At 40.5% G+C, this 22,118-nt stretch carries 21 protein-coding genes; 18 read left to right on the top strand and 3 right to left on the bottom strand.

The window, feature by feature from the left end:
- Positions 1–335 precede the first annotated feature (335 nt).
- The 6 genes from TW85_RS21235 to TW85_RS21210 all read left to right on the top strand — a co-directional run bounded on the left by TW85_RS21235 (position 336) and on the right by TW85_RS21210 (position 6,914).
- Entirely contained in the window at positions 336–1,301 is a 966-nt protein-coding gene (locus tag TW85_RS21235) for a TAXI family TRAP transporter solute-binding subunit (protein ID WP_046019153.1), read from the top strand.
- Positions 1,302–1,373: 72 nt separating this feature from the next.
- Positions 1,374–3,296: a TRAP transporter fused permease subunit gene (locus TW85_RS21230; RefSeq protein WP_052702346.1), complete on the top strand. Its 1,923-nt coding sequence runs from the start codon at positions 1,374–1,376 to the stop codon at positions 3,294–3,296.
- Between the two features lie 150 nt (positions 3,297–3,446).
- Positions 3,447–4,505 carry a 2-oxoglutarate and iron-dependent oxygenase domain-containing protein gene (locus TW85_RS21225; RefSeq protein ID WP_157196997.1) on the top strand — a complete coding sequence of 353 codons (1,059 nt, stop codon included), beginning with the start codon at positions 3,447–3,449 and terminating at the stop codon, positions 4,503–4,505.
- Positions 4,506–4,564: 59 nt separating this feature from the next.
- Entirely contained in the window at positions 4,565–5,410 is an 846-nt protein-coding gene (gene proC, locus TW85_RS21220) for a pyrroline-5-carboxylate reductase (RefSeq protein WP_046019152.1), read from the top strand.
- A 99-nt stretch (positions 5,411–5,509) separates the two neighbouring features.
- Positions 5,510–6,214 carry a GntR family transcriptional regulator gene (locus tag TW85_RS21215; protein ID WP_046019151.1) on the top strand — a complete coding sequence of 235 codons (705 nt, stop codon included), beginning with the start codon at positions 5,510–5,512 and terminating at the stop codon, positions 6,212–6,214.
- A 79-nt stretch (positions 6,215–6,293) separates the two neighbouring features.
- Positions 6,294–6,914, top strand: a complete 621-nt coding sequence (locus TW85_RS21210) for a TetR/AcrR family transcriptional regulator (protein WP_046019150.1) — start codon at positions 6,294–6,296, stop codon at positions 6,912–6,914.
- Positions 6,915–6,950: 36 nt separating this feature from the next.
- Here TW85_RS21210 and TW85_RS21205 read toward each other — a convergent pair whose 3' ends face one another.
- Positions 6,951–8,726: a DEAD/DEAH box helicase gene (locus tag TW85_RS21205; RefSeq protein WP_046019149.1), complete on the bottom strand. Its 1,776-nt coding sequence runs from the start codon at positions 8,724–8,726 to the stop codon at positions 6,951–6,953.
- Positions 8,727–8,883: 157 nt separating this feature from the next.
- Here TW85_RS21205 and TW85_RS21200 point away from each other — a divergent pair, with 157 nt between their 5' ends.
- The 10 genes from TW85_RS21200 to TW85_RS21160 all read left to right on the top strand — a co-directional run bounded on the left by TW85_RS21200 (position 8,884) and on the right by TW85_RS21160 (position 18,545).
- Positions 8,884–9,546 (top strand): 2OG-Fe(II) oxygenase, encoded by a 663-nt coding sequence (locus TW85_RS21200; RefSeq protein WP_046019148.1) that lies wholly within the window; start codon positions 8,884–8,886, stop codon positions 9,544–9,546.
- A gap of 228 nt (positions 9,547–9,774) precedes the next feature.
- Positions 9,775–9,942, top strand: coding sequence for a periplasmic nitrate reductase, NapE protein (locus TW85_RS26050; RefSeq protein WP_082827908.1), 168 nt, complete (start codon positions 9,775–9,777; stop codon positions 9,940–9,942).
- A 9-nt stretch (positions 9,943–9,951) separates the two neighbouring features.
- The gene (locus TW85_RS21195) at positions 9,952–10,530 is read left to right on the top strand and encodes a ferredoxin-type protein NapF (protein ID WP_046019147.1); all 579 of its coding nucleotides are present in this window, start codon (positions 9,952–9,954) and stop codon (positions 10,528–10,530) included.
- Positions 10,530–10,880, top strand: a complete 351-nt coding sequence (locus tag TW85_RS21190; protein ID WP_052702345.1) for a chaperone NapD — start codon at positions 10,530–10,532, stop codon at positions 10,878–10,880. Before TW85_RS21195 ends, TW85_RS21190 begins: the two co-directional genes overlap by 1 nt.
- A gap of 101 nt (positions 10,881–10,981) precedes the next feature.
- A complete protein-coding gene (gene napA / locus TW85_RS21185; RefSeq protein WP_046019146.1) occupies positions 10,982–13,477 on the top strand; it encodes a nitrate reductase catalytic subunit NapA in 2,496 nt (831 codons plus the stop codon).
- Positions 13,478–13,493: 16 nt separating this feature from the next.
- A complete protein-coding gene (locus tag TW85_RS21180; RefSeq protein ID WP_046019145.1) occupies positions 13,494–13,976 on the top strand; it encodes a nitrate reductase cytochrome c-type subunit in 483 nt (160 codons plus the stop codon).
- A gap of 11 nt (positions 13,977–13,987) precedes the next feature.
- Positions 13,988–14,590, top strand: a complete 603-nt coding sequence (locus tag TW85_RS21175) for a cytochrome c3 family protein (protein ID WP_046019144.1) — start codon at positions 13,988–13,990, stop codon at positions 14,588–14,590.
- Between the two features lie 139 nt (positions 14,591–14,729).
- Positions 14,730–15,272, top strand: a complete 543-nt coding sequence (gene moaB, locus TW85_RS21170) for a molybdenum cofactor biosynthesis protein B (RefSeq protein ID WP_046019143.1) — start codon at positions 14,730–14,732, stop codon at positions 15,270–15,272.
- A 162-nt stretch (positions 15,273–15,434) separates the two neighbouring features.
- Positions 15,435–16,478, top strand: coding sequence for a rhodanese-related sulfurtransferase (locus tag TW85_RS21165; RefSeq protein ID WP_046019142.1), 1,044 nt, complete (start codon positions 15,435–15,437; stop codon positions 16,476–16,478).
- Positions 16,479–16,835: 357 nt separating this feature from the next.
- Positions 16,836–18,545: a family 14 glycosylhydrolase gene (locus TW85_RS21160; RefSeq protein WP_238326275.1), complete on the top strand. Its 1,710-nt coding sequence runs from the start codon at positions 16,836–16,838 to the stop codon at positions 18,543–18,545.
- A 97-nt stretch (positions 18,546–18,642) separates the two neighbouring features.
- Here the strand turns inward: TW85_RS21160 and TW85_RS21155 are convergent, their stop codons facing one another.
- A complete protein-coding gene (locus TW85_RS21155; RefSeq protein ID WP_046019140.1) occupies positions 18,643–19,506 on the bottom strand; it encodes an urea transporter in 864 nt (287 codons plus the stop codon).
- Positions 19,507–19,739: 233 nt separating this feature from the next.
- Here TW85_RS21155 and TW85_RS21150 point away from each other — a divergent pair, with 233 nt between their 5' ends.
- A complete protein-coding gene (locus TW85_RS21150; RefSeq protein WP_046019139.1) occupies positions 19,740–20,276 on the top strand; it encodes a DUF924 family protein in 537 nt (178 codons plus the stop codon).
- Between the two features lie 7 nt (positions 20,277–20,283).
- Here TW85_RS21150 and TW85_RS21145 read toward each other — a convergent pair whose 3' ends face one another.
- On the bottom strand, positions 20,284–21,039 hold the full coding sequence (locus TW85_RS21145; protein WP_046019138.1) for a transporter substrate-binding domain-containing protein: 756 nt from the start codon (positions 21,037–21,039) through the stop codon (positions 20,284–20,286).
- Between the two features lie 179 nt (positions 21,040–21,218).
- Here TW85_RS21145 and TW85_RS21140 point away from each other — a divergent pair, with 179 nt between their 5' ends.
- Positions 21,219–22,091 (top strand): LysR family transcriptional regulator, encoded by an 873-nt coding sequence (locus tag TW85_RS21140; protein WP_046019137.1) that lies wholly within the window; start codon positions 21,219–21,221, stop codon positions 22,089–22,091.
- The last annotated feature ends 27 nt before the right edge of the window (positions 22,092–22,118 follow it).

Genomic DNA, 22,118 nt, shown 5'->3' with positions numbered 1-22,118 from the left:
GACTCATGAAAGTCTTAATAAAACGGCTTTTAAACTTAGCTACCTATGCTTGTTTTCTTAAGTTGTTTTTAAGTCATAAAAGTTAAAACTTACAATAGCTTAGGGTTTGAATCTAACACTTTTAAGACGTTCATAAGCTTAAAGATTCTACGTCTTATTAAGGGGTTCTAATGATTCGACTCACTCTAAAAAATCATTATCTCTCTTTTTACCCCATTAGTGACTAGATTTTATTTATCCAAAAAAATAGGCTTGCATGAGTATTCACAACTGTATACAGTTGTGAATACCAATTGACGTAGATCATATTAATACAATAAAAAAAGAGAGAACCTATGAAAAATTTAATGAAAGTCATTTCTGTATCTAGTTGCTTGTGCTTTTCAAGTGTCGCTTTGACGGAGACAATTGAATGGACATCTGGGCAATTAGGTGGCGGTTGGTACAGCATGTCGTCCGGATTGGCGAACATTATTAAAAAGGATAATCCAGATTTTAATATCAAGGTTGTGCCTGGTGGCGGTACTGCTAACCCAACTAAGGTAAACCGTGGCCGAAGTCAGCTAGGCTGGGGGCTTGATACTTTTACCTTCCAGGCTCATACAGGCACAGTGTTGTTTGATGGCAAAAAACACGATGATCTTCGCACTATCGGCATGAGTTTTTCTGATGTTTATACCCATTTCATTCGCGCCAAAGATGCAAAATACACCACTATCGAAGAAGTCTTAGCTGGGGAAGATGTAAAAATTGGCGTTATTCAGCGTGGTTCATCAGGTGAACAAGCATTTCGTTGGATTCTAGAAGCGAATAATACTGACTACGACACACTTCGTAAGAAGCAAGGCTTTAAAATCAACCATGGTAGCTTCTCTGAACTAAGCTCTCAGTTTAAAGATGGTCAGGTAGATTATGTATTCGGCAACTTAGGACTACCAGGTTCAGTTGTTATTGAAATGAACCAATCAAGACCAGTCGACTTTGTTAACTTTGGGGTAGAGCAGTTGTCTAAGCTTTATTCTAACTATGGTTTCCTAGATGCACGTATTCCGGCTAATACTTATTCAAATGTTGCCCAAGACGCAAGCACAATTAAAATGTCTACAACCTTGATGGTAAGTAGTAAGGTCTCAGACGATACTGTTTATAAGATCACTAAATCGATTTGTGAAGATCAGAACGCACTTTCGACCATCCATAACAGTATGTCCGTATTTGATTGTAAAATCGCTATGCAAAGCGCACCTGCGCCAATTCACCCTGGTGCTGCCAAATATTATTCAGAACAAGGTTATATGTAAGTTGTAAGTGATTCTCCCTAGGTAGCTTTGGTTATCTAGGGGGATGTTTTCTGAATAATAAGAGGCAATATAATGATTTCATTAGATGCATCATCTCCATTGAAACAACGCTTATTGATGCAGTTTGTATTTATTTGGGCGTTTATCGGTGCGGCTTTTCACCTATATAGCGCTTTTATTGGCTATCTTGAGCCAAGAACGCAAAGATCCATTCATTTATTTTTGATGGTATCCCTCATATTTTTACTTTTCCCCGGAAAACGAGGGGCGAACACAGATAATTTTTGCCCTACTTGGTCAAACATATTCGTTTTTCTCGTTGCTCTTTTACCTTTTGCTTATTCTTGGTTGGAAGCAGATCGAATCAATTTCCGTCTTGAAGGTGTTGATGACACCCTACCGATGGAAATGGTGATGGGAACCATTGCTACGCTAGTCATCCTAGAAGGTATCAGGCGTGCAGTATCACCTGTGCTCGCAGGTTTAGTAACAATTTGTATTCTTTACCTGTTTGTTACCGACTACATGCCAGGCGTCTTCCACTATAGGCCGATAGGTTATGGTGAAATTATTGAGACTTTATATCTAGCGACTGGACAAGGAATATTCGGCTCAATTACAGGGATTGCAGCCACCATGGTTGCCATCTTTATTGCCTTTGGCGCCTTCATGGAAAGCAGTGGCGTGGGCCGTCTCTTTACTAATGGTGGAGAGTTATTAGCGGGCCGATATTCTGGTGGTCCTGCTAAAGTATCAGTGGTTACCTCAGCATTTTTTGGCACTATGAGTGGCTCGGCCTCATCTAATGTATTTACCACGGGTTCATTTACTATCCCTATGATGAAGCGGATAGGGTATCGCCCTCAGGTCGCTTCTGGCATTGAAACAGCGGCCAGTGTGGGTGGACAAAGTGCGCCGCCAATAATGGGGGCTGGTGCCTTTATTATGTCAGAAATGACGAATACACCTTACTCAGACATTATTGTTGCTGCTGTCTTGGGGTCTTTTTGTTTTTTCTCTTTGGTTTTTATCTCAGTGCATTTAGAGGCTAAGAAAAACAACTTAAAAGGCATGAGTGCAGAAGACTTACCAAAACTTAAAGATATTCTAAAAGACATCCACCTTTTAGTACCAATTGTTGTGCTAGTTGTTTTACTCATGATGCATTATTCGCCTCATACAGCTGCACTTTACTCAATTGTATCAACCTTGATCATTACCTTTTTCAGAAAGAATACTCGTTTTTCAGTAAAAGCGCTGTTTAATACCTTGTATAAAGCAGGTGCAAATACAGCGCCGATCGCCATCGCCTGTGCGGGCGCTGGCATTATAGTTGCTGTGCTGACTAAAACCGGTCTTGTTGTTTCTATCGGTGGCATTATTGCAGATGTTTCTGGTGGCAACCTTTGGATGGCGGCATTTATCTTAATGTTTGTTGTACTGATTATGGGAATGGGAGTACCAACGACAGCAGCTTATGTCATTACCGCAGCAGTCGGTACGCCTATGTTGATTAATGACTTTGGGGTACCTATTTTAGCGGCTCACATGTTTGTCTTCTATTTTGCGATTTTGGCAGATGCGACACCACCGGTATCTATAGCGTCTTATGCAGCGGCTTCAATTGCGAGATGTAATCCATTAGAAACAGGCTTGCAGGCTTCTCGAATGGCGATAGCAGGATATTTTGTCGGCTTAAGTTATTTGTTTGTACCGGAAATGCGAATGGAAGGAGAGTGGCAGAATATCCTTGGTCACCTAATCGCCATTATTGGGGGACTTACCATGGTTGCTGGGGCCATAGCTGGATATCTTGGTGCTCATTTGCATCTTTATCTACGCATTATTCTACCTTTTGTTGGAGCTTATCTCGCGCTTAACTCATCGCTCGAACTTTCGGTCCGAGTGATCAGTGTAGTTGCTATTTTATCCTGCCTGATTCTGGCACCAAAACTCATGACTAAGAAGAAGTTAAACCTAGATAGCAAACCTTAATAGTAAAAGAACTCACGCCTAGATGGATCAGCCAGCTGGCTGATCAAGAACTCAGCTTAAATTTGCTGTGATAGCTGTCTGCGTCCTGAAAAAGCTAAAAGACAAGATAAAAAATAATAAATTGATTGAATTAGATTATTGGAGCAATTCATGAAAACGAATGAAGTGGATTTAAATAAAGCGTCAGAAAGTGTTATTAACCAAGAAGAAACCATTAAAAATACTGAATATGGTGTGGTTAAAAGTATTTCGAAAAATGATATTCCCGTGATTGATATTTCTGACTTTTTATCAGGTGAAGGCATTGAAAAAGTTGCAGCGCAAATATTAGATGCGGTGACAACAAAAGGTTTTTTCTATGTCTCTAATCACGGTATTCCGCAAGATGTTATTGATACTGCTTCAAAGGGAATGCGTGACTTTTTTGATAAACCCGCTGAGCTTAAAAACGAAGCGCCTGTCAATACCAGTCAACGTGGTTGGTTAGGGCCGGGTATGGCGACACTTAAAGGTGCTAAAACCCATGATCTAAAAGAGATCTTTTTCTGGGGGCCTGAAAGCTGGACAGAAGCACTGAATAAAAAGCGTAAAGAGTTACCCCTTATTGCAGATAATATTTGGCCAGATAAAGAGTCTCCTGAATTAAAGCAAACCTTACTGCCATATTATGATCATGCTTGTAATGTCGGTCATAAAATCTTGTCAGCTATCAGTCTGGCATTAGGTCTAGAAGATGATTTTTTCTTAAAGCGTTATCAAACACCTATGGCAAGAGGGCAGCTTGTTTATTATCCAGTGTCGACAGCACAAGATGAAAAAGAAGAAAGATATGGTTCTGCGCCACATACAGACTATGGCGTATTAACGCTTTTATTACAGGATATGAATGGCGGCTTAGAAGTTTTAAATAAAGACAATGAATGGGTTACTGCTGTACCTATTCCAGGGACTCTTGTGTGTAATGTGGGTGACCTTTTACACCGTTGGTCTAATGACAGGTTCAGCTCCAACCTTCATAGAGTTATCAATAAATCAGGGAATGAGCGTCATTCTATTGCCATTTTCTTTGATCCAACTCCCGATACGGTTATCGATCCAAAGGACATGGGGTTAGGTGAAAATGATGTTGTGAAATACGCGCCTATTATTTCTTCCGATTATGTAAATGAGCAAAACAAGAAATCATTTGCACAGTATAAAGATATGTAATTTGCACCCTTTCGGAGTGGCCGAGAGGCCGCTTCGCTTTTTAATTCTTTGGAGTGGACATGCAAGATAATCAAAATAAAGCACAAGATGATGTGAGAATCTTAGTCATTGGATGCGGTAAAATGGGAACTGCGATTGTTAAAGGTTGGATTAAAAGTGGGGTTGAAGGTAAACAAATTTATATTGTGGATTTTAATGCGCCTTTGCTTGAAGAAATGCAAAAAAATCATGAGGTAAATTTATTTACTGCTTCTGATGAATTACCAGCGCTTACTCTTGACTATGTCATGGTTGCCCTTAAACCCCAACAGATAGCGGCAACACTTTCTAGCTACGATGCTTGGATTGATGGTAAAACACAATTGATTTCAGTTGCAGCAGGTATCACTTGTGATGCATTACATAAACTGTTACCTAGATTAGCGAATGTTATTCGTATAATGCCTAACACCCCTTGTCTTATCCAAAAAGGTGTCTCTGTAGGTTATACAAGCTCTGTTATGGATGCATCAAGCAAAGCTTTTTGTCAGTCTTTGTTCTCGCCCTTAGGTTTCTTCTCTTGGGTAGAAAGCGAAGCGCTCATCGATGATGTGACTGGTGTAAGTGGGAGTGGCCCTGCGTATTTATTTCAATTTGTTGAAAGCTTTGTGAAAGCAGCTGAAAATACCGAATTACCTGCAGAGTTAGCGAAAGAGCTTGCTATCAGCACGGTATTAGGCGCAGCTCATTTGTTAGAATCTCAAGATAAAGAGCCTGCTCAGTTACGTAAAGATGTCACCAGCCCTAAAGGAACAACAGAAGCAGGTTTGAAGGTTCTAATAAAGGATAGTAGGCTTGATAACTTAATGAATGATGTCGTCCAAGCGACAAAAAAACGCAGTGAAGAGTTAGCTAAACTTATCTAATAGAGATGGGGTTAGTATCTTCTGTATGTTTAAAAATATAGGTGTCATAATGCAGCTTAATAGCCAGTGCTTTACCCCTAAGAATTGAATGAGAATAAAATGGAAGCTAGTCAATTGACTTCAAAATCAGATGTTTACAATGTGATTCGTAATATGGCGATCTCTTATGATTTTAAGCCAGGAGAACGTATTAATGAAGTGCAATTGGCTAAGCAGCTAGGAGTGAGCCGAACACCTTTACGTGAAGCTATGCAAAAGTTGGTGTCAGAAAAACTACTAAGGTGGGAAAGAAACAAAGGTTTCTTTTGCCACATGCTAAATGAAAAAGAAGTGTTTAACCTCTTTGAGTTTAGAAAAATTATTGAAGAGCAAGCCGCATATTTATCAGTGAAGCGAGCTACGGATGACGAGCTATTAGCCGTGAAAAAAATAGCCCTTGAATACTCTAATATTTCAAATGATGTAAGCAAAGAGAAGCTCATCGCTATGGATCAACAGATTCATGAAAGTATGGTTGCTTTATCAGGTAATCACGAATTGCTTTCGACCTTGCGCCAGATTAATCAGCGTATCTACTTTATCCGCTGGGTTAATATTGCCAATCGTCCAACGGATAATCACACAGATCATTTGGATTACATTGATGCCTTGTTAGAAAGAAATGCCGAAAAAGCGGTTTCTATTATTTCGCAACATATTGAACGCCGACAAGAGCAAATTGCTGAATTTATCAGAGAAGGTTATGGCATGATATACACAGATAATCGTCCTAAAATCGTTGAAATTAACGATATTGCCTTTTAGAAGAATGAAACGTGATATATAGCTTTTATCATCAAATCCTTTAAAATAGCGGGCATTATTTTATCTCTTAGGTTGTGTCATGTCAGCGAAGACAAAAATGCCCAATTCTCGCCAACAGCAAAAAGCGAATACCCGATCAAAGCTTAAGCAAGTCGCGAAGGCATCCTTTTTAAAACAAGGAATAGAAGCAACAAATACTCGAGCAATCAGTGCGCAGGCAGAAGTTGCTGTGGGAACCTTCTTTGCTCACTTTCCTGATAAAATGACCTTAATTAAAGAAATTTTCTTTGATGAGATGGATGCCTCGTTACATCAATCTGCCAATGAGTTAAGCGCCACACCAAAACCTCATCCTTGTGATTTTTTATACCATTATTCGCAGAACCTATTTGATTTCTATCTTGAGTATCGTGAGTTTACCTTACTCGTGCTGGGGCAAAGCTTATTACAAAAAGGTTTTTTTCAGACTCAATTACAGGTACTGACGCAAGGTGTGATGCAACGATTTGATGCCGTTGGAGTAGACGAAACTTCATCGCGCATTTTTGCCGAGAACATGGTGGCAAATTTTCAGCAGGTTTTATTGGATATGCTGGCAAGCCAAGCAGACACAAAAAATGCCTGGCTAACCCGTTTATTGCAACTTAACAGGCCATTCGAACATATGTATCAAACGGCCGAAGAACGCTTTAAAGGTTAAGTTAAATCGCTAGTAAGCGAGAGAGTGGTGCTATCGTTAAGCTCTTTCATTATGAGATAGCTGGTTAGCTTTGCGGTAAGCGCCTTGATAATCAAATAGCCTTTGGGTCACTTTCCAATAATGTTGTGATTTACGCGCAATAACAAAATCAGGGTGAGGTAAATAGGGTAAAAAGGGCGTAATTTCCTTTGCTTGGCTTATGGTGACTTGGGTGATGCCAGAGGCGATACGTTTAACAAAATCTTGTTGAAAGGCTTTTCTTCTCGCTAGATTATTGAGTTTAAAGTTCTCAGAAAGCTCATTCCCATCTTCATCAAAGTAGCGCACAAATACGGTATTTTCTTTTTCATTTAATTCAACTTTAATACCTGCGCAGCGAATAACTTTCGCATCTTTTAGATTCAATGCTTTTTTAAGTAACTCATCGGGGTCAATAATATCCTTGTGGCAGGTTTGGCACACTCTAGCGGCAATGTCATTTTCACCATCGCAATGAGGGCAGCTTTTAAATTTAAAGCGGTAGTCGCAAGCTTCTTCACCGTCTGGGGTTTCAGCGATACCATGGCAACGACGGCCATAATGCTCAATAAGTTGACCTTCCTCGTCTGTTTTACCCCAAAACGTATTTTGAAAACCACATTGAGGGCATTCTACCATCACAGCTTCGCTATCTTTATTTGGCTTTTTCTCGCCAACTTCTGGGGCAAATAGATCATAGCCGTTACCCGCATAATCCAGAATTAAGCAGCTTTCTTTACCTTCATCTAAACGTAGGCCACGGCCAACAATTTGCTGATAAAGACTAATGGATTGCGTTGGTCTTAATACTGCTATCATGTCCACATGGGGCGCATCAAAGCCTGTGGTTAATACGGATACATTAACCAGAAAACGATAACGCTTTTGTTTAAAATCTTGGATGATTTGATCTCTGTCACCATGACTGGTGGCGCCTGTAATTAACGCGGCAGATTCAGCTGACAGATAACCCATTATCTCATTTGCATGTTTTACGGTGGCGGCAAAGATCATTACACCAGTACGCTTTTTTGCTAACTCAATTACTTGTTCCAAAATGGCTTGAGTCACTCTTGGGTATTGACCAATTAAATGGTTTAAATCCTTTTCACTTGCATTGCCAAAAGCATTGGTTTCAAGCGCACTAAAATCGTAGTTAGCGATAGTGGCGTCATGGACTGTTGGCGGTGTGAGGAAGCCATGTTTGATCATATAACGTAGTGGCAGTTCGTAAATACACTTCTTAAAGACAGTCTCTTTTTGGCTGCGATTAAAGCCATGGTAGTGGTTTTGATAAATCCAACCAAAGCCAAGTCGAAAGGGGGTTGCTGTTAGGCCTAAAGTTTTAATATCTGGGTTAACTTGGCTTAAATGAGCCAATATTTTTTGATACTGGCTGTCTTCATCCATGGCAACCCTATGACACTCGTCAATGACCAATAAGCTAATAGGGTCTTTAAAATCTGACAGATTAGGTAAGACAGACTGTACACTGGCAAACGTGACTTGATGATCCAAAGACTTTTGTTTTAATCCAGCTGAGTATATCCCAGCAGAACGTCCTGTTAGACAAAATTTTGCATGGTTTTGCTCAACTAACTCTTTCACATGGGTAAGGCAAAGTACTCGACCTCGGGCAATATTGGCAAGTTCGGCGATAACTAAGCTTTTACCTGCACCTGTTGGTAAGACGATAACCGCTGGGTCTTGGGTTTGCCGAAAGTGGGATAAGGTTGCATTGACTGCATCCTGTTGGTAGTCCCTCAATGTATAGGGTTTTATAGAGTCTGACATTGCTGTGATCTTAAACTTGGATAAATTCTTCGTTATTTAGTCTCATTACTTGGTCATGGCCCAGATTGAAATCAAGGTTTGTGCCTCTACAAGTAAGATAGTTTCGCGTATTATGCGCCTTCACTGGATTCTAACCTAATGTATTTTTGGAATATTTATGCAATTTGATGCAGATATCACGGGCTTTTTACAAGCCGAAGCTTTGACCCAATTGATTGAAGATATTCGCTTACAAGGGTATAGCATTCAGGATAACTTGCTTGATGATAGCTTGGTAAGCAGATTACAAAACGAAGCCGAATCCCTTGATGTCAGCCAAATGAAGCTTGCAGGTGTTGGGCGCAAACAAGATTATATACAAGAGCAAGATTCAAGACGTGATTATATCTGTTGGTTAGAAGACTCTCATTCTGCGGGCCGTGACTTCATTCAAGCTATGGATCTGCTTAAGCAGATTTTAAACCGCCAATTCATGCTGGGTTTGTTTGACTATGAATCTCATTATGCCCGCTACCAAGCGGGCGGTTATTATGAAAAGCATCTTGACGCGTTTAAAGGCAAAAGCAATCGAGTGCTCTCTACCGTGCTTTATCTCAACGATAACTGGCAAGCTGAAGATGCGGGTGAGTTTGTATTATTTGATGAACATGACCATGAAAAAGAAGTTGGTCGTTATTTACCAAAAAAAGGCCGATTAGCGGTATTTTTAAGTGAAGATTTTCCTCACCAAGTCATAGCCGCAAATCGCCAAAGACACAGTATTGCAGGCTGGTTTCGTATTAATAATTCAGTATCTGGTACCATAGATCCTACACGTTAGTACTGATATAAAGTTAAAGGTATAGCTTAAATCCAACTTAAGCTCACTTTTGTCAATATTGAATAAAATGCTCTGATTTACATCATGATTATGGGACTTAGAGCCTAATTAGGGATAAAAAATGCTTACCTCTGATGTAGGTCAGACCCTGCTCTCATTTACATAGATATACCAAATCTAAAGGCGTAGCTTTCTCCTATAGCGATATACCACTATAGGAGGGTGCTAATGGCTAACAAGCAAAATACCCCAACCCCGCGCACTAAAATGGCAGAGTTAAACACCTCTCTGTTCCTTACATTTATTCTAATTCCATTACTGACAATAGGTGGCATCGCCGCTTATGGTTTTGTTGTTTGGTTTTTGCAGATTCTTAATGGTCCACCAGGTAGTTAAGGGTAAGTTATGCAAATTAACCACTCCAGACGAGCGCTTTTTTTAAAACCTTTTGCGGTTGCCGAGCACACTAGTGAGCACAGCTATTTACCTTTAAGACCTCCTTGGTCTTTAGCTGACAGTGACTTTCTCGATCAATGTAGCCGCTGCCACCTATGCATTGATACTTGTGAAGAAAACATTATCAAAGTAGGGGATGCCGGTTATCCAGAATTAGATTTTAGCCAAGGTGAGTGTAGCTTTTGTGAGGCCTGTGTGAAGACTTGCGAAGGTCAGTTTAAGCAAGGTTTGCTTGATGGAAATCTCAGTAAAAGCTCGCCGGCTATTGTAAAAAAAACCGGTTTAGCTCCTTTCTATTTTGATTTGAAAATCGACGATACCTGCTTAAGTAAACACAAAGTTGCTTGTCAAAGTTGTCAGGAGGTATGTGAAAGCGAATCTATTTCGATGAGATGGTTGTCTTCCATTCCTGTCCCGGAAATAGCGTTAGATGATTGTACTGGTTGTGGAGCCTGTCTCTCTATCTGCCCCTCTAATTCTTTCATGATGTCAGCACTGGCATCACCCAATACGTTAGGACACTCATGATGAACAGCAATGATAGTCACATTAGTAGTTTTATTCTTTATTGTCGTCCAGAAAAACAGCAATCCGTTGAGCAAGGATTAAGTGCTGTTGAGCATGTTGAGCTTCATGGCAAGGACGGTAACGGCAAGTTTGTGCTAGTCACAGAAGCCCCGCACCAAGGCATTATTTTAGATCGTATTGAACAAATTAATCAGCTAGATGGCGTGATAGATGTCTCCATGGTTTATCACCAAATCATGCCAAATAGTGAGTTAGGTGATCATGTGCAAGAGGAAGAGGCGAGCCAGCTAATAAAGGCTAAAGACGCCATTCAATTTTGTGAAAAAGAGGTGTCAGCCATTAGCAGTTAAAGCTGATTCTAACTCACTCAAAGTAAGACGATAGAAAACATAGAAAGTTACAAGAAAACAAAGTTTGTGTGTCACAAGCCTGTAAGAGCTGGAGAAACCGAATGAAATTAACCCGCCGAGATGTCATTAAAGCCCAAGCTGCAACTGTTGCGGCTTCTGTCGCTGGAATTAGCTTGCCAACAAGTGCGAGTAACCTGATTACCTCAAGTGCTGCGAATGAACTAACCTGGTCAAAAGCACCGTGTCGTTTTTGTGGTACTGGCTGTGGTATTAGCGTTGCAACTAAAAATGGCAAGGTTGTTGCCACTCATGGGGATGTGAAAGCCGAGGTAAATAAAGGGCTTTCGTGTGTTAAGGGGTACTTTTTATCTAAAATTTTGTATGGCAAAGATAGACTAACTCAACCTTTATTGCGCAAAAGAGATGGCGTTTATCATAAAGAAGGTGAGTTCACACCCGTGTCTTGGGATGAAGCTTTCGACATCATGGCTGATAAATGGAAAGCCACGTTAAAGGCAAAAGGGCCAACTGGCATAGGTATGTTTGGTTCTGGTCAATGGACGGTTCATGAAGGTTATGCAGCAGTAAAACTGATGAAGGCGGGGTTTCTGTCTAACAATATTGATCCAAATGCTAGGCACTGCATGGCATCAGCTGTGGGTGGTTTCATGCGTACCTTTGGTATCGATGAGCCTATGGGGTGTTATGACGACTTTGAGAACTCAGATGCTTTTGTGCTTTGGGGTTCTAATATGGCAGAGATGCATCCTATTTTATGGACGCGTATTGCTGACCGTCGTTTGAGTCATCCTCATGTAAAAGTGGCTGTGTTATCTACCTATAAACACAGGTCATTTGATTTAGCGGATATTCCGGCGATTTTTACACCGCAAACTGATTTAGTTTTGCTCAATGCGATTGCGAATTACATTATTGAGAGCGGCAATGTAAACCAGTCATTTATTGAAAAACACGTGAACTTCAGAGAAGGGGTAACCGATATTGGTTATGGTTTAAGACCGACTCATGAACTAGAGAAAAAGGCTAAAAATGCGAACAAAGCAGGGGCATCTAAAGCCATCGATTTTGCCGCCTTTGCTGAGTTTGTGAAACCTTATACCTTTGAATATGCCGAAAAAATGTCTGGGGTGCCAGCGGCCAATATCGAAAAAATTGCCAAGCTTTACGCCGACCCAAGTACCAAGGTGATGTCTTTGTGGACTATGGGGGCCAATCAGCATACCCGTGGAGTATGGACAAATAACCTGCTTTATAACATTCACCTGTTAACAGGCAAAATATCAGAGCCAGGTAATGGTCCCTTCTCATTAACAGGCCAGCCTTCTGCATGCGGTACTGCCCGTGAAGTCGGGACTTTCTCTCACCGTTTGCCTGCTGACATGGTGGTTGCTAACCCAGAGCATAGGACTTATTCAGAAAAGGTATGGAAACTACCTAAAGGGATACTTAACCCTAAACCTGGCGCGCATGCGGTTAAACAAAGCCGAGACCTTAAGGACGGCAAGATTAATGTTTACTGGTTGCAGGTAAATAACAACATGCAGGCAGGTCCTAACATTAACGAAGAAATGTTACCTGGCTATCGCAATCCAGATAACTTTATCGTCTGTTCTGATCCTTATCCAACGGTTACTGCTGAAGCCTCCGACTTGATTTTGCCAACTGCCATGTGGGTAGAGAAAGAAGGCGTTTATGGTAACGCTGAACGTCGAACTCAAGCTTGGTATCAGTTGGTTAACGCACCAGGTGAAGCGCGATCTGACCTATGGCAGCTGGTGGAGTTTTCTAAACGCTTTACCACGGAAGAAGTGTGGCCAGCCGAAGTCTTGGCTAAGAACCCTGCTTATAAAGGTAAAACCCTGTTTGATGTGCTCTTTAAAAATGGCCAAGTGGATAAATTTCCTCTGTCACACATTAGCCAAGACTATGAGAACCAAGAGTCAAATGACTTTGGCTTCTACTTGCAAAAAGGCTTGTTCGAAGAATATGCCGCCTTTGGACGGGGACATGGACATGACCTTGCTGATTATGACAGGTACCACAAAGAGCGAGGTTTACGCTGGCCAGTGGTGAATGGTAAGGAAACCCAATGGCGTTTTAAAGAAGGCTCAGACCCTTATGTAAAAGCGGGGACTGGTTATCAGTTTTACGGCAAACCGGATAACCGAGCTGTCATCTTTGCTTTGCCATATGAACCACCAGCAGAAAGTCCAGATGCTGAGTTTGATATGTGGTTAAGCACTGGACGTGTGCTAGAGCACTGGCACACAGGCTCTATGACTCAAAGGGTGCCTGAGCTTTATAAGTCTTTCCCTGATGCGCTTTGTTATATGCATCCTAAAGATGCTAAGCAACGGGGCTTACGCCGGGGTGATGAGGTACGTGTGATCTCCCGTCGTGGTGAGATTAAAACGCGAGTTGAAACCCGTGGCCGTAACAAACCACCCGTGGGCTTAGTTTTTGTGCCTTTCTTTGATGCGACTCAGCTTATTAATAAGGTGTGTTTGGATGCCACAGATCCAATTTCTAAGCAAACAGACTTTAAAAAATGTGCTGTCAAAATTGTTAAAGCCTAAGTGAAGGAGAATGATGATGTTTAAAATTTTCACCCAAAAATGGCTAACAGGTTGCTTTGGTTTAGGATTGCTTGGCTTAAGTCTGTTTGTATCCAATGTACAAGCACAAGACGTCCAAGTAGCCACTATGCGTGACAATATCTTATTAACCGAGGAGGTTACGCCGCCGGCAATTGCTAAGGTAGAAAATAAAGACTTGAAACGTATGCGTGATTACCCGCAACAACCACCAACCGTGCCTCACATTATTAGCAAATATCAAATTGATAAAAATGTGAATCAGTGTATGGAATGCCATGCTAGAGATAAAGCCAGTGATGTTCAGGCGACACCTGTAGGTGTTAGCCATTACCTCAATCGTGAAGATGAGTACCAAGCAGGCATGTCACCAAGACGTTATTTCTGTACTCAATGTCATGTGACTCAAACAGAGTCAAAGCCTTTGATAGACAATGTGTTTGTTGATGTAAATGACTTGATGAAACCAGCAGCTAAATAAGTAGGTCGAGTATGAAAAATATTTTGGCATTAATTAAGTTTGGCTGGCAGATACTATCTCGTCCAGCGGTGCATCTTTCTCTTGGATTTTTGGTGATCACAGGCTTTGTGTCTGGGGTGATTTTTTGGGGCGGATTTAACACGGCTATGGAATTAACTAATACCGAAGCTTTCTGTATTAGTTGTCATGAGATGGAAGACAACGTCTATATGGAGCTTCAGAGTACGATTCACTATAGCAACCGCTCTGGCGTGAGGGCGATTTGTTCTGATTGCCATGTTCCTCATGCTTGGAGTGACAAAATAGCCCGTAAAATGCAAGCTTCAAAAGAGGTCTGGGGTAAAATTTTTGGCACGATTAATACACGTGAGAAATTTGAAAATAAAAGACGAGAATTAGCTGAGCATGAGTGGGCAAGGTTAAAAGCAAACAATTCATTAGAGTGTCGTAATTGTCATGAGTTTGACTCAATGGACTTTACTCGACAAAGCAAACGAGCGGCTTTTCAGCATTCTGGTGCACTTGCCAGTGGTGAGAAAACCTGTATCGATTGTCATAAAGGGATTGCTCATAAATTACCTGATATGGCTGGGGTTCAAGGGATAAGTCACTAACCTTTTTAGATAAACCTGCCTATCTCAAGGACACTATTATTGGCTGTTTAACATCACTACTAATAGTGTCTTACAGATAGGCGCGCTCTATCAATTCTATTGGATAATTAATTGCCTGACAGAAGGCTTTGGAGACACCATGGGAAACCATGTAAGTAAAGAGTTTGTTCCTCTACGTATTGCTGTTTTAACCGTATCGGATACCCGCACAAGGCAGACAGATACATCGGGGAAACATCTTGTTGAGGCGCTTCAGAGCGCTGGTCATCATTATGAAGATAAAATCATCTGTAAGGATGATATTTATGAAATTCGTGCCTATTTATCTGCGTGGATCAGTGCTGCTGAGGTCAATGTGGTTCTGATAACAGGTGGTACAGGTTTTACCAGTCGTGACTCAACCCCTGAGGCGATTACGCCTTTACTTGATAAAACCATTGATGGTTTTGGTGAGTTATTTAGATACTTATCTTATGCTGATATTGGTACTTCTACTGTACAGTCTCGCGCGTTAGCTGGACTTGCTAATAATACTTTAGTGGTGGCTATGCCGGGATCAACAGGAGCATGTGATCTGGCTTGGCAGGGCATCTTGAAAGAGCAGCTAGACTCTCGTCATGGGCCTTGTAATTTTGTGCCTCATTTAGCGGCTGATGCTAAGTGTTGTGAAACTCGTCTCTAATATCAGTCAGTAAAATACATAAAGAAAGTACACTTCAAAAAGAAGAATCGGGTTTTTAGATATTTTGTTTAAAAACTCGAATTCTTTGACGAATATCACTATAATGCGCGCCTTAATTTTAACTGCTCTGGTTTTACGTTCCAGACCGCATTGGAGTGATACATGTCTCAATCTACCCGTACTAATACCCCCACAGCAAATACAGAACAGGTTGTTGTCTGTGCTTTATACAAGTTTGTTACCTTAAAAAACTATGTTGAGTTAAGAGAGCCTTTATTAGCTTGTCTTACTGACAATGAGGTACGTGGTACCTTGTTATTAGCTGAAGAGGGTATTAATGGCACTGTGGCAGGAAGCCGTGCTGGTATTGATGCTATGTTAGCTTGGTTGGATCAACAACCTGGTCTAGAAAGCATTGTCTCGAAAGAATCTTATGATGAGGCGATGCCGTTTTACCGCACTAAGGTAAAACTGAAAAAAGAAATCGTTACCATGGGCGTAGAAGGCATAGATCCAAAAGAAGTTGTTGGCACTTATGTGAAACCGAAAGATTGGAATGCTCTTATTTCTGATCCTGATGTCGTTTTGGTTGATACACGTAATGACTACGAAGTACAAATCGGTACCTTTAAAAATGCGGTAAACCCTAAAACGGATACTTTCCGTGAGTTTCCTGCTTATGTTGAAGAAAACATGGATCCAGGCAAACAAAAGAAAGTGGCTATGTTCTGTACGGGTGGTATTCGTTGTGAAAAATCGACAGCTTATATGAAAGAGCAAGGTTTTGAAGAGGTTTACCACTTAGAAGGCGGTATTCTTAAGTATTTAGAAGAAGTGCCAAAAGAAGAGACACTTTGGGAAGGTGACTGCTTTGTTTTTGATAACCGAGTCTCAGTGAATCACGACCTTGAAAAAGGTGAATATGACCAGTGTCACGCTTGCCGTATGCCAATTACCAAAGAAGAGCAAGAAGATGAGCGTTTCCAACAAGGTGTGAGCTGCCACCATTGTTTTGATAAGTACACAGATGCACAACGTCAGCGCTTTATCGAACGTGAACGTCAAGTACAGTTAGCTAAAGAACGTGGCGAAGAACATATAGGAGCAGAAGTCTCCGATGCTGTGATGAAACACCGCCAAGAAAAGCAGGATGATAAAGAGCGTCAGCGCCTGTTAAGAGAAAAAAGACAAGCGAAAAAGGCGTAATTTCAATTAATTGAAATTAGGTTCATTGTAAAAGCCAGTATGAAGTGTCTTCATACTGGCTTTTTTTATGTTTTAAATTTTGTTGTTAAGATAATTTTAAGATGTTTTTTGTCATTTGGCTTTTTTGAATTCTCATAATAAATTAAATTAAAACAATGTCTTATAAGTTATTTTTTTCATCATATGTGACTGTCTGTGTTGCTTCTTAAAATTGGCTTTTGTGATAAAGGATTAAGGGAAAATTGAGTTCGCTTATGGCTTGAGCTAAGGAAAATGTCAAAACTATACTGTTTCGCACCTTAAGAGGGCGGTATGCCAAGCAGAGCCCATAACAATAAAATTTTATAGGGAATGAAAATGAAGAAACAAATTGCGCTATTAACCACGCTCACTAGTGCCTGTTTTTATCCTCTGATGTTAGAGGCAAATCAAGCCAAAACAGTGAACGTGATGGCTCCATTAGAAATTACGAATGAGGCTGCTTGGAATACCTTTCAAAACCAGCTCTATACCGCTAAAAATATGGGCATAGATGCTGTTTCTGTGGATGTTTGGTGGGGTAAGGTGGAAGCCGCTGGCGATCAAAACTTTGATTGGACCTACTATGACAAGGTGGTTGAAAAGTTAGAAAACGCCTCGTTGCATTGGGTACCCATTATTAGCATGCACCAATGCGGTGGCAATGTTGGGGATGACTGTAATATCCCACTACCGAATTGGATTTGGACTGCCTATGGTTCAGTTAATCAAAATGACCTTAAGTATTTGAGTGAGCAGGGTAACTACTCCCAAGAAACGGTTTCGCTTTGGGCAGATGATCTTGTATTACCTCAATATCAGCAGTTTTTAGAAGCGTTTGAATCACAATATGCCAGCAAAGCGAGCATGATAGACGAAGTTAATATCTCTATGGGGCCCGCAGGTGAGTTGAGATACCCTTCTTATAATAGTCATGATACGGGAACGGGTTACCCTACAAGAGGGGCTTTCCAAGCTTATGGGGCTAGAGCTGTAACAGATTTTCAAAATTGGAGCATGACGAAATACCAAAACTTGGCGGGTATAAACCAAGCTTGGTCATTATCTTTGACCAATATTAATCAAGTGACACCACCATCAAATGCAGATTTCTTTATCAATCAAGGGGATCAGTTCAATACTCAATATGGTAAAGACTTTATTCGTTGGTATCACGAGAGTTTGGTGGCACATGGCAAACGTATGATGGATATGGCTATTACCAGCTTGGATGGCGCCCTTAACAATGTTGAGTTAGGTTTTAAAATCCCTGGTATTCATTGGAAAATGGGGATTACAGATAATACTCGTCGATCAGCAGAAATGGCAGCGGGTTTGATTCCTTCTGATATCGACTTAACAAGCCGTAATACGGCCCATGGTTATGAAACCATCTTATCCTTAGTTGAAAGTTATAAAGCAAACCCAAGGTCTGTGATATTACACTTCACGGCTCTTGAAATGGATAACCAAAACTTTGCACCACAATATAGTTTGGCTAAAGATTTAGTCTTTTGGGTGGCAGAAGGTGCGGCCGATAAAGGCGTTGTGATTAAGGGAGAGAATGCACTTGCAGGTGGTGTTGCAACCCAAACAGGCTGGAACAATATCGAAAATGCCTTTCGTTATGCCAGTTACGAAGGCATGACGGTATTACGTATTGGCGATGTGACTAACGGCGGCACAGGTCAATCACGTTATAGTCAATTTATTACTAACTTCAAAGCTGATACAAACCAAGGCAGCCAAGCCTATGTTAGCTTTAGCTGTAATAATGCGACAACCTATTTGGGTCAAAGTGTTTATGCGGTGGGCAACATTGATGCTTTGGGTAATTGGCAGTCAGCTCAAGGGGTTAAGTTAGACCCAGCAAATTACCCAAATTGGCAAGGTATTGTATCAGTACCTGCGAATACTCAAATCGATTGGAAATGTGTGAAGCGTGAAGACACGGATGCTAGTGCAGGTGTTGAATGGCAAGGTGGTGCTAACAATCAAATCACCTCAGGTAATCTTGGCCAAACAGTACAATCTAGCGCTAATTTTTAAGTTTTTCATAAAAGTTTAAAGCAGGCTTTAGCTTTCTAGGGAAGTAATTCGGTTTACCCTTACTTCCCTAGATTCTTATTTAGTCGGCGATTTAAGCTTAAAGAGTGAGCTGAGGAAAAATAGGTCGGTACAATATCTTTAACCCATAAATAATCCATACAGAAAGGACAAATGGTGCAGTTAAAGCGGGTAAGTCTACAAAGCTAAAGGCATGGGTAATTAATACACTCAAGCAGGTACCAAGAGTCATCATTATTAGCTTAGATTTACATTTCTCGACTAATGCTATGCACACTAATACAGCGTTGTAACTATAAATACCTTGCTCAATACCATCCTGAGATAACCCCAGACTTAATGCAAAAATGACACTTAAAGCTGATGCGAATATTGTCCACATGGCCATTTTATGGGAGTGGATAGCGATAGCAATGACGCAGAATATACTGGCTATAAGGCTATCTAGAAAAACAACTTGTCCTAAACCTTTAATACTCGTGAATGAGTCAATACTCATACCTGATGTGTCGATAATAAGGCTAACTGGAGCAAGGTTTAGGTAGGAACTTAGTAGTATGACTAACCAAGCAGTAAGGATATAAGGGCTAGTATAAGGAGGGATTTTCGTCCCTAAAAGAGTGCTTATTTTATCTGTAATAAGCGTGCTGAAAATACTGGCAAGGATTATGATGGCACAAGTTGTAAGGCTGAATTCATAGAATGTTAGAATCATCATGCCAAGCAAAGCAGGGTTATAACCAAATAAGCCTAAATCAATTTTATGCTTATCTAATTTCATCAAACTTGCCGTGACCACACCTGTCGTTGCCCCTAGAAGGCAGCCAACTAATAAGCTGGGTGAAAATAAGGCAAGTGTGATGACTATTACAAAACCAATAACAGGGTTACTCAGTAAAAAAATTTGGCTAAGCCCATGTAAGTACGAAACTGAATACCGCATGCTTGACTTTATCCTCTTACTGATACGAGACGCTGTTAATAATTCGGGCATGCTAACTGAAAATTAACTGAATAATAAGTATCTTTATCGCTAAATGTGAAATTAAAATTTCACATCTTGGTTTTTAGAATAATTGGTACAAACTTGTTTTAGTTAGATAGTATTAGGGGATCTGTCGTAATTAGAGCGGTTTTAATTAAAAAAGTGCGATATAGAAATAAGAGGACAAGGGCATGAGTTACCAGTCAGTATTGGATTTTTGGTTCAAAGAATTGTCGGCGAAACAATGGTTTGCCAAAGATGATGATTTAGATAAAGCCATTAGCGAGCGCTTTTCAGTATTACATCACCAAGCAAGCGTGGGTGAGCTAAGCCATTGGCGAAATACCCCAAAATCGGCTTTAGCAGAAATTATAGTATTGGATCAATTCTCGCGAAATATGTTTCGAGGAACGCCTAAGTCATTTGCTTTTGACAGCTTAGCCTTAGTTTTAGCACAAGAGGCAATCAGGCGTGGGGACTATAAAGAGTACAAACCTGAAGAATTTAATTTTATGATGATGCCCTTTATGCATAGTGAATCAGCTTTAGTTCATGAAGAGGCGTCAACTTACTTTCAATTATCTAATAATGAAAATATGAAAGAATATGAACAAAAGCATCTGGACATTATTAACCTCTTTGGTCGTTATCCCCATAGAAACGAAATTTTAGGTCGTGAATCTAGCCAAGAGGAACTCGACTTTTTAGTGGATAACCCAGGCTTCTAAAATGCTTTTATAACCCCCATTTCACAATGATTTTTGAGTAGGCCTCTGATTGTTTGAAATCAATTAGAGCCTGCCTAAGCTTTCTAATTAAAGCATCAGATGTTGTTAGGCTTGCTGCTAAGTAATATCCTTCTTGAGAAATCTCATCTAACTTAAAGACGTTTTGAATCCAGTTGTTAGGCTTATCACCATATGAGGTAACGACGTGATTCATAACGGCATTTGGCATAGGCCAAAGATCTATTCGGCCTTGCTTTAACTGTTTATAGTGTTGCTGGTAAGTGTTTTCGCCACTGAGTCGCTTTAGGTTCACAAAATCAAGTCCCTTGGTTAATAGGAATGTTTCCCTAGCATCTTTATAAGTGGTTCCTATTGTGAAGGGCTTCATGTCTTCAAGCGTATTTATTTTAATATCTGTTCGGCTTTTAAGGGCAAATACGGATTGATTAGCAGGAACTAAAACACCGACCCATTTAAATAATTCTTCTCTACTTTTACGACGACTAATAGAAAAAATAAATGCGTTTTTCTTGCTTTGGCTGATATGCATAGAGCGGGCCCAAGGAAAGCTTTTAATTTCATACTCCTGTTCAGTGATTTGCATGATGGCTTCTACTACTTCGGTTGAAGCGCCAATAAATTTCCCTTTATCTGTGTAGTTAAAAGGGGGAAATTCTTCACTATAAAGAGTGATGGGGGCTGCCACTAGAGGAGGAGTTAAGAGGATTAACAACAAGGCAATACTGAACTGGTTAAATAACATAAGCGGCCTCAGTAAAGGTTACAGGGTATAACTTACTTTTTAGCTTAGCAGGTTTCGTCAAATTTTAAGGTCAAGCGAATACAGAAAAAGTTTAATTTGTTATTATTAACAAGGTATTACACTCTATTCTTGGGCTTATAGCAGCAGGTTGATAAGGTGGGTTTGATAGTGGTGAGTCTATGAATATTAATGATATGTTAGTTTTTGCTGAAGTGGTCGCTAAAGGTGGTTTTACTGCAGCTGGCGAGTCGCTTAATAAGCCTAAATCCAACATAAGTCGCACGGTAACGCGGTTAGAAGAGAGTCTGGGGGTGACGCTTTTGCAAAGAACCACGCGTAAACATACCTTGACTGAAGTTGGCCAAATCTATTACCAGCATTGCTTGAGAATTAAAGAAGAGTTGGAATCTGCCCAATACTCTCTTGAAACATTGACACAAACACCAAGAGGCACATTAAGAGTGAGTGCTTCTGTGGCAGTTGGGCAGAACTTGATAGCGCCTTTAATGACAGGCTTTATGAAAGCCTATCCTGAAGTGAGTGTAGATTTTCGCCTGATTAATCGTCGTGTTGACGCAATAGATGAAAACTTTGATATTCTCATTCGCGTCGGAGAGTTAGCCGATTCAAATTTGGTGGCCAGTTCTCTGTGTTGCCGCCATCTAAATTATTATGCTGCCCCTGAATATTTAGCCGGCAAGCCAGAACCTCACATTGCAAATTTACATGACTTTCAATTGCTGCATATGAATAGTCTGAATAACCCTCCCTTGTGGCTTTTTGAAAATCAAAATCAAGAATTCGAATTTAAATTTAAACCGAGTTTTGAATCGGATGATTTTAGTGTAATAAGACAGGTTCTGATAGATGGATTTGGAGTCGGACAATTACCAGACTATATGGCGGAAACCTATGTGGAAGATGGCAAACTCGTTCGCGTTTTACCTAATTGGCATAGGCCTCAGGTTGCATTACATTCATTGGTTCCAAGTCGCAAAGGTATTACGCCAAAAGTCAGGGCGTTTTTAGATTACATAAAAGAGCGTGTTTAAACCAACTTGATTTTCAAAGCAAGCTTA

The sequence above is a fragment of the Marinomonas sp. S3726 genome (genome assembly GCF_000967665.1).
In the GTDB taxonomy this organism is placed as follows: Bacteria; Pseudomonadota; Gammaproteobacteria; order Pseudomonadales; family Marinomonadaceae; genus Marinomonas.
The sequence above is the reverse complement of the archived record's forward strand: the minus strand, read 5'-3'. Positions and strand labels throughout refer to the sequence as shown.

What these genes read in the sequence shown, in the direction of transcription:
- TW85_RS21235 (WP_046019153.1), top strand. Translation starts at nt 336, where the DNA reads ATGAAAAATTTAATGAAAGTCATTTCTGTATCTAGTTGCTTGTGCTTT.
- TW85_RS21230 (WP_052702346.1), top strand. Translation starts at nt 1,374, where the DNA reads ATGATTTCATTAGATGCATCATCTCCATTGAAACAACGCTTATTGATG.
- TW85_RS21225 (WP_157196997.1), top strand. Translation starts at nt 3,447, where the DNA reads ATGAAAACGAATGAAGTGGATTTAAATAAAGCGTCAGAAAGTGTTATT.
- proC (WP_046019152.1), top strand. Translation starts at nt 4,565, where the DNA reads ATGCAAGATAATCAAAATAAAGCACAAGATGATGTGAGAATCTTAGTC.
- TW85_RS21215 (WP_046019151.1), top strand. Translation starts at nt 5,510, where the DNA reads ATGGAAGCTAGTCAATTGACTTCAAAATCAGATGTTTACAATGTGATT.
- TW85_RS21210 (WP_046019150.1), top strand. Translation starts at nt 6,294, where the DNA reads ATGTCAGCGAAGACAAAAATGCCCAATTCTCGCCAACAGCAAAAAGCG.
- TW85_RS21205 (WP_046019149.1), bottom strand. Translation starts at nt 8,726, where the DNA reads ATGTCAGACTCTATAAAACCCTATACATTGAGGGACTACCAACAGGAT.
- TW85_RS21200 (WP_046019148.1), top strand. Translation starts at nt 8,884, where the DNA reads ATGCAATTTGATGCAGATATCACGGGCTTTTTACAAGCCGAAGCTTTG.
- TW85_RS26050 (WP_082827908.1), top strand. Translation starts at nt 9,775, where the DNA reads ATGGCTAACAAGCAAAATACCCCAACCCCGCGCACTAAAATGGCAGAG.
- TW85_RS21195 (WP_046019147.1), top strand. Translation starts at nt 9,952, where the DNA reads ATGCAAATTAACCACTCCAGACGAGCGCTTTTTTTAAAACCTTTTGCG.
- TW85_RS21190 (WP_052702345.1), top strand. Translation starts at nt 10,530, where the DNA reads ATGAACAGCAATGATAGTCACATTAGTAGTTTTATTCTTTATTGTCGT.
- napA (WP_046019146.1), top strand. Translation starts at nt 10,982, where the DNA reads ATGAAATTAACCCGCCGAGATGTCATTAAAGCCCAAGCTGCAACTGTT.
- TW85_RS21180 (WP_046019145.1), top strand. Translation starts at nt 13,494, where the DNA reads ATGTTTAAAATTTTCACCCAAAAATGGCTAACAGGTTGCTTTGGTTTA.
- TW85_RS21175 (WP_046019144.1), top strand. Translation starts at nt 13,988, where the DNA reads ATGAAAAATATTTTGGCATTAATTAAGTTTGGCTGGCAGATACTATCT.
- moaB (WP_046019143.1), top strand. Translation starts at nt 14,730, where the DNA reads ATGGGAAACCATGTAAGTAAAGAGTTTGTTCCTCTACGTATTGCTGTT.
- TW85_RS21165 (WP_046019142.1), top strand. Translation starts at nt 15,435, where the DNA reads ATGTCTCAATCTACCCGTACTAATACCCCCACAGCAAATACAGAACAG.
- TW85_RS21160 (WP_238326275.1), top strand. Translation starts at nt 16,836, where the DNA reads ATGAAGAAACAAATTGCGCTATTAACCACGCTCACTAGTGCCTGTTTT.
- TW85_RS21155 (WP_046019140.1), bottom strand. Translation starts at nt 19,506, where the DNA reads ATGCGGTATTCAGTTTCGTACTTACATGGGCTTAGCCAAATTTTTTTA.
- TW85_RS21150 (WP_046019139.1), top strand. Translation starts at nt 19,740, where the DNA reads ATGAGTTACCAGTCAGTATTGGATTTTTGGTTCAAAGAATTGTCGGCG.
- TW85_RS21145 (WP_046019138.1), bottom strand. Translation starts at nt 21,039, where the DNA reads ATGTTATTTAACCAGTTCAGTATTGCCTTGTTGTTAATCCTCTTAACT.
- TW85_RS21140 (WP_046019137.1), top strand. Translation starts at nt 21,219, where the DNA reads ATGAATATTAATGATATGTTAGTTTTTGCTGAAGTGGTCGCTAAAGGT.